The organism is Desulfonema magnum, assembly GCF_017377395.1.
Classification (GTDB): domain Bacteria; phylum Desulfobacterota; class Desulfobacteria; order Desulfobacterales; family 4be13; genus Desulfonema_C; species Desulfonema_C magnum.
The window spans coordinates 4,739,259-4,752,048 of record NZ_CP061800.1 but is presented as its reverse complement, the minus strand read 5'-3'; the positions used below and the strand labels follow the sequence as shown (position 1 = coordinate 4,752,048).

The window sequence follows — 12,790 nt, the reverse complement described above, 5'->3', positions numbered from 1 at the left end:
AATTCTTTATTTTTACGATTTCAACTCAGCCAAATTTCCCAGAATCGGGCTCGGCTTGACATCATTCAAACAAAACCATATTATTATTTAAGCAACGAACTGAATTTTAAAAAAATATGGGGAATTATGAAAACTTTCAGTCTGCTGTTATTATGATAATTCTGGGTCTCTTCGTTTTCATCCTGCTGATATCAAACTTTTTTCGGTATGTTGGCGGACCAATCTGGTCGAATTGTACAAAATCTGTCATCCTCCAGACTGCTATTTTTTCTGTCCGATCCTTGACAGATCAGAGAATGCCCGGATATCCGGGCTGCCAGGAACAGAGCGACAACCAGTAACGGATATTCTCCTCGCATGATAATCATTTCCGCTCGCCGGTCTCGGGGGAATTTGCCTTCTCACTGTCGCAAAACTTGCTTCTGTTCCTGCTCCTGTTCCCGCTCCCTTCGACAAGCTCAGGGAGCGGGAACAGAAGCGGGAAAGGGAGGGGAGGGGAGGGGAAGGGAGCGAGAACAGCGTGCCCTGAGCCTGTCGAAGGGCAACCGGGTTGCCGGAAAGCGGACAAATTTCCTGCTCTTGCAGAAATAACAGGCTGTCCGGTCAGAGCGGATCAAAAAAACTTGATTATCGAATAATTGGGAATCCCTTAACATCTGACACCTGGTCCGAACGGAGGAGTAATGAAAAATAAAATCAGACTATTAATTACAGATGACGAAGCCGAACTGTGTGATTTGTTAAAAATTACACTTGAAGAGCAGTGGGACCGTTATATTATATCAACGGCTCATTCCGGAGAAGCGGCTCTGGCATTTTTAAAAAATGAGGAATTTGATGTATTGCTCACTGATATCAGAATGCCGGGAATGAGCGGCATTGAATTAATGCACAAGTCAAAGGATTTTCAAAAAGATTTACAGACCATCATCCTGACCGGACACGGAGATATAAAGAATGCCATTGAAGTGCTGCGTATGGGCGCGAATAATTATTTCAGAAAACCTGTTTCTACAGAAGTCCTGCATTTTGCCATTATCAGTGCATGGGAAAAAAAAGAGCTGAATCGGAAACTGCGGGAAAGCGAGGAACAATTTCGGAGTATGTTTGAGAAGCACAGCAGTGTCATGCTGCTGATAGAACCGGAGACCGGTTCCATTGTCAATGCAAATATGGCCGCATCCGAGTTCTACGGATATTCACATACAGAGCTGACAGCCATGAAGATGACAGATATCAATATCCTGCCTGATAAACAAGTCTTCGAAGAAATGCAGCATAGTAAATTCAGACGAAAAAATCATTTTATTTTTCCTCATAAATTAAAAAACGGACAGATACGAACAGTGGAAGTGAATGCCACGCCCTTGGAAGTGAATAACAAACAATTGCTTTTTTCCGTGGTACATGATGCTGAAGAGCGAATACAGGCTGAAAAAGCACTGGCTGAGAGCGAAGCAAGATACAGAGCCATGTTTGAAAATCTGTACGAAGGCATTGCTGTTTATCTGCCTGTAAATAATGGTGAGGATTTTATTTTTGCGGACATTAACAAAGCCGGGGAAAAAATAGACAGCGTAAGCAAAAAAGACCTTATCGGCAGAAGTGTAAGGGAAGTCTTCCCGGGAATAAAGGAATTCGGGCTTTTTGATGTGTTTCAAAATGTGTGGGCAACAGGTGAGCCAAAATATGTTCCGCTCAATTTATACAAAGATAAAAGGATTACGGGATGGCGAAGCAACTATGTTTACAAGCTTCCTTCCGGTGAGATCGTATCCATGTACAGGGATGAGACTGCTCACAAACAAAGCGAACAGGCGCATCAGGACTCTGAAAGACGTTACAGAACCCTGTTTGATAACGCAGATGACGCCATTTTTGTTCATTGTTTTGGTGAGGAAATATTAGACGTGAATCAGAGTGCCTGTAAATATCTGGATTATACCCGGGAAGAATTACTTCAGATGACGCTGAAACAAATAACTTCCCAGGAATATATGATGTTTTTGCCGCAACGGATGGCGTCGCTGCGACAGGAAAAGCGTATCGTGTTTGAATCCGCGCATGTCCGGCGGGATGGTGAGGTCATTCCCATTGAGGGAAACAGCAGTGTCATCGAATATAATAAACAACGCGCTGTGCTTACCATTGCCCGTGATATCCGTGAACGCAGAAACGCGGAAAGCGAGCGAAGAATGCTGCGAAGACAGCTCCGTCAGGCTCAGAAAACAGAAGCACTCGGCACACTGGCCGGGGGGATCGCCCATGACTTCAACAATATTCTCTCTCCCATCATCGGATACACGGATCTGGCCATGGATGAGGCGTCTGAAACCGGCAGTCTCCGATCTTATCTGGAACAGGTGATTGTGGCGGCTTACCGGGCCAGGGATCTGGTACGGCAGATTCTCACCTTCAGCCGGCAGGGGGAACAGGAACAGCGGCCCCTGAAGGTTCAGTTCATTATCAAAGAGGTTCTGAAGCTGCTCAGAGCCACCTTGCCCGCGACCATCGAGATATATCAGAATATCAGTAAAGACTGCGGGGTTATTCTGGCAGACGCAGGGCAGATCCATCAGGTCATTATGAATCTTTGCACCAATGCTTATCACGCCATGTGTGAAAAAGGCGGTGTGCTGGAACTGTCCCTGAAAAAAGCAGATATCGGTCCGAATGACATTCCCGGCGTCCCCGCGGGTGCGTATGTCAAACTCATTGTCAGTGATACGGGCCATGGCATGAGCCGTGAAATAACAGAACGAATTTTTGATCCGTATTTTACAACAAAGGAAAAGGAAAAAGGCAGCGGACTCGGGCTTTCCGTGGTTCACGGAATTATTCAAAGCCACAACGGACATATCAGCGTTCACAGCGAGCCGGGCAGGGGAACAACTTTTCATGTTTATCTGCCGATAATTTCAGACATATCTGTTGCTCCGGAGCATGTGTCGGATATGCCTCTCCCGGGAGGCACGGAGCGGATTCTGCTGGTTGATGATGAGATTCAGTCGCTTGAAGCAGAACGGCTCATACTGAAAAAACTCGGGTATGAGGTCACGGTCAGAACCGCCAGTATCGAAGCACTGGAAGCATTTCGTAAGCGCCCGGAAAAGTTTGATCTTGTCATTACAGATATGACCATGCCAAATATGACAGGCTTGGAACTGTCCCGGGAACTGATGAAGATTCGCTCTGACATACCGATCATTCTTTGCACCGGATTCTGTGAGCTGATTACAGAGGAAAAAGTCAAAGCCCTGGGCATTCGGGAATTTGTCATGAAACCCATGATCAGAAGCAAAATCGCCCGGATCATCCGGAGGACGCTGGATCAAAAATGATGGCGGTGTTCAGTTTTCCGCGACCTTTCTCGGAAAAATATGCACCAATGCGAAACTGTTTCCGGGTCTGCTGATCCGAAGGATTTTTTTCAAAAAAACCTCTTTTTTGACCTAAGTCAATGCAAAACATTTGAATACAGAATAAATATATGATAAAAAATTAACGATACCCTTTAAAAAAAGGAGATATATCATGTTTTGTTTTCAGTGTGAGCAGACGGCAAAAGGAGAAGGCTGTACAAAAATCGGTGTGTGCGGGAAAAAACCGGAAGTCGCAGCCTTGCAGGATCTGTTGATCTACGCGGTCAAAGGACTTTCTTTGTATGCAGTCGAAGGCTGGAAAGTGGGGGTAGGCGATGAACGTGTAAACCGTTTTGCCTGTGAAGCCATATTTTCCACCCTGACCAACGTGGATTTTGATCCTGACAGATTTGTAACGCTTATCAATACCAGTGTCAAATTGCGGGACAGTCTCAAAGAAAAGATCAGAGCAACGGGCGGAAATACGGATTTTCCAGAAGGACCGGCCGCGTTCATTCCGGAAGCAAATTTGGATAATCTGGTGGCTCAGGGGGAAAAAGCGGGGGTAAAATCCGATCCTGACATTCATCCGGATATTCTTTCTCTTCAGCAGTTGCTGATTTATGGCATAAAGGGGGTCGCTGCCTACGCGGACCATGCCCGAATCCTGGGGCAGACCGATGATAATGTTTTTGCGTTTATCCATGAAGCAATGGCTGCCACATTAAACAAGGAACTGGGCGTGGATGATCTTGTGGGGCTGGTGATGAAATGCGGAGAGGTCAACCTTCGGGCTATGGAATTGCTGGACGCGGCAAATACCGGCGTGTATGGTCATCCGGTTCCCACAAAGGTGCCGCTCGGCCCAAAAAAAGGCAAGGCCATTCTTGTTTCCGGCCATGATCTGAAAGATTTGGAAGATATCCTGAAACAGAGCGAGGGAAAAGGTATCAATGTTTATACCCATGGCGAAATGCTTCCCTGTCACGGCTATCCTGAGTTGAAAAAATATCCCCATTTTTACGGGCATTACGGGACAGCATGGCAGAACCAGGCCAAAGAATTTGACGCGTTTCCCGGGGCCATCCTCATGACCACGAACTGTATCCAAAAACCAAGAGAGTCCTACAAAGACAATATTTTCACAACCGGGCTGGTGGGCTGGCCCGGGGTCACGCACATTGCAGACAAGAATTTTGCCCCTGTGATTGAAAAGGCTTTGGAACTCCCCGGGTTTCCTGAAGACACACAGGGAAAATCCGTGATGGTCGGTTTTGGCCGCAACGCGGTAATGGGCGTTGCTGACAAGGTTATCGAAGCCGTGAAAAACAAAGCCATTCGCCACTTCTTCCTCGTTGCCGGATGCGACGGTGCAAAACCGGGGCGGAATTATTACACCGAGTTTGTTGAAAAGGTTCCCAAAGATTGTGTGGTGCTGACGCTGGCCTGCGGCAAATTCCGTTTCTTTGACAAAGACTTGGGAGATATCCGCGGCATTCCGAGGCTTATGGATATCGGTCAGTGCAATGACGCATATTCCGCCATTAAGATTGCCTCGGCCTTAGCGGACGCGTTTGACTGCGGGGTGAATGACCTTCCCCTGTCCATGATCCTGTCGTGGTATGAACAGAAAGCCTGTGCCATTCTCCTGACGCTGCTTTACCTCGGTATAAAAGACATTCGGCTGGGCCCGACACTTCCTGCTTTTGTGTCACCCAATGTCCTGAATGTTCTGGTGGAAAAGTTTAATATCGGACCTATTACAACAGCCGACGACGACCTCAAAGCAATTCTTGGGTAGTTTGAAACTTGAAACTGGAGACTTGAAACTGGAAAGAGAGAATTTGAAATTTGAAACCAGAAACCGCAAACTTGAAACCGCAAACTTGAAATTTAAATGATATTGAATTTCCAGTTTCCAGTTTCCAGTTTCCAGTTTCCAGTTTCCAGTTTCAAGTTTCCAAATATCGGAGGGATAATTATGAAATGTCCGGGACAGGATACCCAATATTGGAAACCAGGAGCCATTTTTGACGCAAAGTGTCCTGAATGCGGGAGCAAGGTGGAGTTTTTCAAGGATGATACGTCTCGGAAATGCGGTAACTGCGGCCACAGGTTTGTAAATCCGAGCATGGATTTTGGCTGTGCCGCATATTGCCAGTATGCCGAGCAATGTCTGGGAAATCTTCCGCCGGAACTTATGGCTCAGAAAGAAGACCTTTTAAAAGACCGGGTCGCTATTGAGATGAAGAAATATTTCAAAAGAGATTTCAAGCGGATCGGGCACGCGACAAAGGTGGCACGCTATGCGGAGCGAATCGGTAAGCGCGAAGGAGGAAACATGGCTGTGATCCTATGTGCCGCATATCTGCATGATATCGGTATCCATGAGGCAGAACGAAAGTTCAACAGCACCGCAGCCAAATATCAGGAAACAGAAGGCCCCCCTATTGCAGATGGGATTTTGACAAAACTGGGCGCGAAGCAGGCACTGAAAGATGAGGTATGTGATATTGTGGGCCATCACCATCATCCCCGGGATGAGGAGACCCTCAATTTCAAGGTGCTTTATGATGCGGACCTTATTGTAAATCTTGAGGAAAAGCATAAGGAAAAACCCTTTAATGCGGATAAACTGATCCGGGTGATCGAGAAATCTTTTCTGACTGAAAGCGGACAAAAAGAAGCAAGGAAAATCTTGTTAAAGGAGGTCTGATGAAAATACTGCGCAAAATAATCGAAATTGACGAGGAATTGTGCGACGGATGCGGACAGTGTGTTCCTGGCTGCGCAGAGGGTGCGTTGCAGATTGTGGATGGGAAAGCGCGCGTGGTCGAGGATAAATATTGTGACGGTCTGGGCGCATGTATCGGAGAATGTCCCAACGGTGCGCTGAAAATCATTGAGCGGGAAGCCGAGGATTTTGACGAAGAAGCTGTGGAGAAATATCTCGCGGAAAAAGAAAAGGAAGCCGGCAAAGAAGAATCGCTCATGCCCTGCGGATGTCCTTCCACACAGATTCAGCGCTTTGTTCCGTCGGAATCCTGTCAAAGCGAAAACACGCCCGCTTCCATTCCCCGAGGTGAGGACTCGGCACTGTCCCACTGGCCTGTCCAGATCAGGCTGATCCCTGCTGATGCCCCGTTTCTCAGAGGGGCCGATATTCTGGTGCTGGCAGATTGTGTTTCTGTGGCATTTCCCGCGCTTCACAGAGATTTGCTCAGGGGAAAAGTGGTCATGATGGGATGTCCGAAATTCGATGAGGTTCAGGAGTATATAAACAAATTTGCTGATATTTTCAAAACTGCGAGTGTAAAAAGTGTGACCACCGCGGTGATGGAGGTTCCCTGCTGCTCGGGCCTTCCCACGATTGTGCAAAAAGGCATGGAAGCGTCAGGAAAGATACTTCCCATAGAAGAGATTGTTATCAGCACAAGAGGAAAGATGCTCAATGGATAAATCAGCGCGTCAGACAGAAACGGAAAATATTCCGGACGGGGTTGCCAAACCCCGTCCGGCAAATTCGTCCGGCAAAGGTCAAACCTCGTCTGGCAAAAGTCAAAGCCCCGTCTGGCAAATTCTCTTTTATCCATTCCCCTGTTGACAATCCTTCTCTGACACAGTAAAAACAAGGTTTTTTCTTGCCTCAGGCGAGATGTATTGCCCCACAAATTTTTTCCCTTCCCTAATTTTGGATTTCCATAAGGTGATTTTCGGAAAAGAGCATACCGGCTTTTTTCAGTTTGTAGTTTCGCCTTTAGGCGGTATCGCACCACTTTGCTTGCCCATCCCCTCATTTTTTTCAGTTTGTAGTTCCGCCTTTAGGCGGTATCACACCGCCTAAAGGCGGAACTACGAACGGGTATATTCATTCTTGGAAATCGCCTGAGTTGTGCTTATCCATCTAAAAAAAGTCAGAACGTGAATTATAACTTGATTTTTATCATAATCATAGTTTATTAAGATGATATTTTTTCATGTTTCACTCACCGTTTTCCGAGGCAAAGAACTTTGGGTACAAAAAAATATAATATTGACAACTTATAGGAATTATTGATTATGCGGAAAAAAAGAAACACCTTTGAAATCACTCAGTTCATGCTGATCATATTTGGAATTTTTTTCATGGGTTCCACTGTGTCTGCGGAACTGACCCTGAAAGCAGTTTACCCGACTCTGGGGGTTCTGGGCCAGCCGCTGGACGTAATGCTCACAGGTGAGGGATTTGATGAGAATACCAACATATTAATATCACCGGAAATCGGGAACGGGGGAATGGTCACTGATGCTGCGGATACCCCGGGGTTTGCGTATGATGTCGCGGTGGCAGGAAATACAGGCTATGTCGCGGACGGCAGCAGCGGTCTGCAAATTATCGCTTTGAGTGATTCTGCATCACCTGCCGTGATCAAATCGGTGAATTTGCCGGATAAAGCTTACGGGGTCGCGGTGAGCGGAAACATCGCTTATGTGGCAAACGGAAGCGGCGGACTGGTGGTGACAGATATTGAAACCCCTTCTGACGCGGTCGTGATTGCCTCCCAGGACACTCCGGAGTTTGCCCAGGGTGTTGCTGTGAAGGATGACATCGCATTTGTGGCAGATTGGAATAATGGTCTGCATCTCATAGATATCAGCACACCTTCGGCTCCTGTCCTGATCAAGTCTGTAAATACCCCGGGCCGGGCCATGAATGTCACGGTGGCAGGAGATTTTGCTTATGTGGCAGATGAACACAGCGGGTTGCAGATTGTTGACATCAGCACACCTTCGGAAGCCGAAGTCATCGGGGAGTTGGATACCCCGGGTTCGGCTTTTGGCATATCCGTGGTCGGAGATGTCGCATATGTGGCAGACGGCAGCAGCGGTTTGCAGGTGGCTGACATCAGCATTCCCTCATATCCTGTGTTAATGAGTACTGCGGACACACCAGGATCAGCTTCCGACGTGGCGGTTATCGGAAATATTGCCTATGTCGCGGACGGAGAAAGCGGTTTGCGGATGCTTGATGTAAGCAATCCGTCCAATCCTCGCCTTATCCGTTCCGCTGATACGTCGGATTCGGCCCAGGGCGTTACAGTAATTGAAGACATGGCGTATGTGGCGGACGGCAGTGACGGACTCCTTATTGTGCCGGCCCCTCTTGAAATCAAACCCGTTGTGAATAGCGAAAAAAGTATTTCTCTTACGCTTCCCGGCCCTAAAACAGCCGGTCATTACACTCTGAAAGTTTTTAACGGACAGGAAAGCCGCGAATTATCAGGGGCTGTCACCTTTATTTCACCTGAGCATTCGGATATTCTGAGATCCAAAGCAATCATTGTCGCGGGAGGCGGTGACTATTCCCAGAATGATCTTTGGGAACCCGCGAACATGTGTGCGATCCATGCTTATAACGCGCTTCTCCGCCAAGGATATTTCAAGGAAAATATTTATTATCTCAGCCCGGATATGACCACTGACGCTGATGAGGACGGTATTCCGGATGTGGATGCTGAGGCGACTGCTGAAAATTTATCAGATGCGATAACAACCTGGGCTGCTGACGCTTCAGGTTCCCAAGTTCTCCTTTATATGACGGGTAATGCTTTTGGCAGCGAATTTATACTTGACGGCATCAGAAATCCAATGGAGAAAATCACTGCTGAAGAGCTGGATAACTGGCTGGATGACTTACAGATGACCATGACCGGAAACTTAATATTCATCTATGACGCTCCCGGACCGAAGCATTTCCTCGACCGCATGATGCCCCCGGAGGGAAAAGAACGCGTTGTCATTAACAGCGCATCACCCAATGAGGACACTTATTTTAAAGTCAACGGAACCCTTTCATTTTCTTATATATTTTGGAGTTCTGTCTTTGAAAACGCGGGTCTGGGCAACGCATTTGAAACTGCAAGCAGGATAATGGAATACTATCAGGAACCCTTGGTTGACGCTGATGGAAACGGAATCGGGAATGAGGAAGCAGATAATCATCTGTCAAAAGATATTGTGATCGGCAGGGGATATGTCGCAAACTCGGAGCTTCCCGGGATTCAGGAGGTGTCTGATGATTTTATCCTGAATGGCGAAACATCTGCAATACTCCGGGCTGACGGAGTGACAGCTTCAAATGACATTTCCAGTGTATTGGCCGTTATCATTCCGCCGGGTGGTATTTCGGAAACTTCGGAGGTCTTACTTCAGGGACCTGATGCCAATGGCGATTATAAGACAAATTACGAGGATTTTACGCGGCAAGGTCTTTATAAGATTCAATTCTATGCAAGGGACGCCCGCGGATTTTATTCCCTGCCCGGACAGACAAAAGTGATTCAGACAAACGGAAATCCGGCCCTGAAAGGCGATCTCACCGGAGATTGGACGGTTGACCTGATAGACGCCATTATTGCGTTAAAAATATTGGCAGGGGCGGATGTTTCTGATGCAGTCTGGGCGGGATATTCAATCTTAACGGCTGATGTCAACGGAGATGAGAGGGTCGGATTTGAAGAATTCCTCTATATCCTTGAGCAAATGAACAGAGTTGATGAGGTAGGATAATCCTCCCCCCGGAATACTCTTTCTGCCCCATTGACATATTGCATAATCTTACTTTATGAATCGTCATAACCTGAGAGAGCCAGAACTCGTTCCCAGGCTCTGCCTGGGAATGCATACCGGCAGGCTCTGCCTGCCCTCATCGCCCGAAACTTTTTCCCAGACTCTGCCTGTCGTCATCGAAGAGTCTTTTTTCTTTGTGTAGGAGGCAGAGCCTCCGATATGCGTTCCCAGGCAGAGCCTGGGAACGAGTAAACTTTTAACTATTAGAGATTGTTATGGACATTCATTTTAAAAATGCGCTTGTCACTGGCGGAGCCGGATTTATCGGTTCTCATATTGTTGACGCACTGTTAGCCCGAGGATGCGCGGTAACAGTGCTTGACAACCTTTCAACAGGCAACCTTTCCAACCTGGAGCATGTCAAAAACCAGATCACATTTTACAAAGGAGATATACGGGACTCAGAAATTTTAACAAAAGCAGTAAAAGGCTGTAACGTGATATTTCATCAGGCGGCAGTGGTTTCCGTGCCTCAGACTGTGGAAGACCCGGTTGAGTCTGCCATGGTAAATGACATGGGAACGCTTCTCGTCCTTGAAACCGCACGCAGAAACAATGTAAAACGGGTGGTGCTTGCCAGTTCATGTGCGATTTACGGGGATGACCCGGAGTTGCCAAAACGCGAAACAATGAATCCCAAGCCGTTCAGCCCGTATGCTGTTCAAAAGCTCACCGGAGAATTTCATGCCCGCCTTTTTCATGATCTGTATAAACTTGAAACGGTCTGTCTGCGCTATTTTAATGTCTATGGCCCGAGGCAGGACCCTTCATCGCCGTATTCCGGTGTCATATCCATTTTTATGAAAAAAGCAGCTTCAAAAGAAGCACCGCTGATTTATGGCGACGGAACTCAGTACAGGGATTTTATATTTGTAAAAGATGTTGTCAAAGCGAATTTGCTCGCAGCAAGCTCCGATGGCGTAAGCGGTGAGAAATTTAACATCGGAACCGGCAGTTTCGTGAGCATCAATCAGCTCTGGAAAATGGTCTGTGGTATGTCTGACCTGGATATTGAACCGGAATATCGTCCGGCAAGAGCAGGAGATATTCGGGAGTCCGTGGCAAATATTGACCACGCAAAATCTTTACTCGGATTTGAACCGGAATATTCATTTGAAAAAGGTCTTGAAGCCACACTTATGGGAATTGAGAATTGAGAATTGAGAATTGAGGAATTTCTTTCACTTCTCATTTCTCATTTAAACTCGATGATCAAGTTTTTTTGACCCGATTCGAACAAAAAACCTGATTATAACGAATTTTGGGGAGGCCCCGGGAAAATCGCGGAACACACGGAAAAAAGACATATGTTCCGGATTCTCCGAAAGGTCCCCGGACAGGCCCGGGGCGGGTAAAAAACGAAAACCGCTCGTTGATCCGGGCGGATCCGCCCGGATCCGCCCGGATCCGCCCGGATCCGGTCGTTGAGCTTGTCGAAACGAGCCGTCCCAAAATTCGTTATAATCAGCAAAAAGCTTGTCATTCCTGCGAAAGCAGGAATCTGTTTTTGGCCGATGCGGCGTTCCGGGATCTGCGGATTCCTGGTTTCGCAGGCTTCGGCGTGAACTCAGGCTTCGGCGTGAACTCAGACTTCGGCGAGTTCAGTCGAGTCGTCGAACGGAATGACAGAAAAAACTTGAACACCGAGTTAAAGGAGATTGATGATGAATTTTAAGAGCGTACTTGTTACCGGCGCTGCCGGGTTTATCGGGTTTCACTTGTCAAAACGGCTTTTGGAAGCTGACTGCCATGTCACGGGTATTGATAATTTAAATGATTATTATGATGTGAGTCTCAAACAGGCTCGGCTTGAGAAGCTTAACTCATCTTCAGGCTTTTCTTTTTTTAAGGCAGATCTTTCCGACAGAGCGGCATTGGAGAAAATTTTTAAAGATACGCCATTTGATGTTGTGGTCAATCTTGCGGCTCAGGCAGGGGTCCGGTATTCATTGGAAAATCCTCATGCGTATGTGGATTCAAACCTTGTAGGGTTTGTGAATCTCCTTGAATGTTGCAGACACAATGCAGCCAAACACCTGGTGTTTGCTTCGTCCAGTTCTGTATATGGGGCAAATACAAAAATGCCTTTTTCCGTGCATCATAATGTGGATCATCCGGTCTCTCTGTACGCGGCTTCTAAAAAAGCAAATGAGCTGATGGCGCATACCTACAGTCATTTATATGGCCTCCCCTGCACCGGTCTCAGATTCTTCACAGTTTATGGTCCCTGGGGACGGCCTGACATGGCACTTTTTCTGTTTACAAAGGCGATCTTAGAGGGAAAACCCATCAAGGTTTTTAATCATGGCAAAATGAAACGGGATTTCACATACATTGATGATATTGTGGAAGGGGTCATCAGAGTTATGGGAAAATTGCCGGAATCAAATCCAGAATGGACAGGGGATGCTCCTGATCCCGGAACTTCATATGTTCCGTACAAAATTTACAATATCGGAAATAATCAGCCTGTGGAGCTGATGAAATTTATCGAGGTCATTGAAAGCGCACTCGGGAAAACTGCGGAAAAGGAATTTCTCGATCTTCAGGCCGGGGATGTGCCTGCGACGTATGCGGATATTGATGATCTGATAAAAGATGTCGGTTTTAAACCCGCCACTCCCATTGAAACAGGAATAGAACGTTTTGTTTCCTGGTATAAAAATTATTATAACATATCATTCGGTTAGTCAGAACCAATAGTCCCTCAGACGCTTTGCTGCAAGGATTTCTTATACTCGATAATCAAGTTGTCAAAGCCCCGTAGGGGCGGCATATTTGTAGCAAATCATGCTGTGAATATGCCGCCCTTACGGGGC

8 protein-coding genes are annotated in these 12,790 nt (G+C 46.9%); all 8 read left to right on the top strand.

Features of this window, described 5'->3' with window-relative positions; genetic code table 11:
• Positions 1-683: 683 nt before the first annotated feature.
• Positions 684-3,341 carry a PAS domain S-box protein gene (locus dnm_RS18275; protein WP_207678341.1) on the top strand — a complete coding sequence of 886 codons (2,658 nt, stop codon included), beginning with the start codon at positions 684-686 and terminating at the stop codon, positions 3,339-3,341.
• A gap of 193 nt (positions 3,342-3,534) precedes the next feature.
• Positions 3,535-5,163 (top strand): hydroxylamine reductase, encoded by a 1,629-nt coding sequence (gene hcp, locus dnm_RS18270; protein WP_207678340.1) that lies wholly within the window; start codon positions 3,535-3,537, stop codon positions 5,161-5,163.
• 180 nt (positions 5,164-5,343) lie between these two features.
• Positions 5,344-6,078 (top strand): HD domain-containing protein, encoded by a 735-nt coding sequence (locus dnm_RS18265; protein ID WP_207678339.1) that lies wholly within the window; start codon positions 5,344-5,346, stop codon positions 6,076-6,078.
• Positions 6,078-6,821: an ATP-binding protein gene (locus tag dnm_RS18260; protein ID WP_207678338.1), complete on the top strand. Its 744-nt coding sequence runs from the start codon at positions 6,078-6,080 to the stop codon at positions 6,819-6,821. The genes dnm_RS18265 and dnm_RS18260 overlap by 1 nt, the downstream gene beginning before the upstream one ends.
• A 600-nt stretch (positions 6,822-7,421) precedes the next feature.
• The gene (locus tag dnm_RS18255) at positions 7,422-9,911 is read left to right on the top strand and encodes a hypothetical protein (RefSeq protein WP_207678337.1); all 2,490 of its coding nucleotides are present in this window, start codon (positions 7,422-7,424) and stop codon (positions 9,909-9,911) included.
• 275 nt (positions 9,912-10,186) lie between these two features.
• Complete coding sequence (locus tag dnm_RS18250) at positions 10,187-11,128, top strand: SDR family oxidoreductase (protein ID WP_207678336.1); 942 nt, start codon at positions 10,187-10,189, stop codon at positions 11,126-11,128.
• Between the two features lie 215 nt (positions 11,129-11,343).
• Entirely contained in the window at positions 11,344-11,646 is a 303-nt protein-coding gene (locus dnm_RS18245; RefSeq protein WP_207678335.1) for a hypothetical protein, read from the top strand.
• Positions 11,636-12,661, top strand: a complete 1,026-nt coding sequence (locus dnm_RS18240; RefSeq protein ID WP_207683706.1) for an NAD-dependent epimerase — start codon at positions 11,636-11,638, stop codon at positions 12,659-12,661. Before dnm_RS18245 ends, dnm_RS18240 begins: the two co-directional genes overlap by 11 nt.
• Positions 12,662-12,790: the final 129 nt, after the last annotated feature.

Excerpts from the sequence above, each read along its gene's own strand:
- dnm_RS18240 (WP_207683706.1), top strand. The coding sequence starts at position 11,636 with ATGAATTTTAAGAGCGTACTTGTTACCGGCGCTGCCGGGTTTATCGGG.
- dnm_RS18250 (WP_207678336.1), top strand. The coding sequence starts at position 10,187 with ATGGACATTCATTTTAAAAATGCGCTTGTCACTGGCGGAGCCGGATTT.
- dnm_RS18255 (WP_207678337.1), top strand. The coding sequence starts at position 7,422 with ATGCGGAAAAAAAGAAACACCTTTGAAATCACTCAGTTCATGCTGATC.
- dnm_RS18260 (WP_207678338.1), top strand. The coding sequence starts at position 6,078 with ATGAAAATACTGCGCAAAATAATCGAAATTGACGAGGAATTGTGCGAC.
- dnm_RS18275 (WP_207678341.1), top strand. The coding sequence starts at position 684 with ATGAAAAATAAAATCAGACTATTAATTACAGATGACGAAGCCGAACTG.
- dnm_RS18265 (WP_207678339.1), top strand. The coding sequence starts at position 5,344 with ATGAAATGTCCGGGACAGGATACCCAATATTGGAAACCAGGAGCCATT.
- hcp (WP_207678340.1), top strand. The coding sequence starts at position 3,535 with ATGTTTTGTTTTCAGTGTGAGCAGACGGCAAAAGGAGAAGGCTGTACA.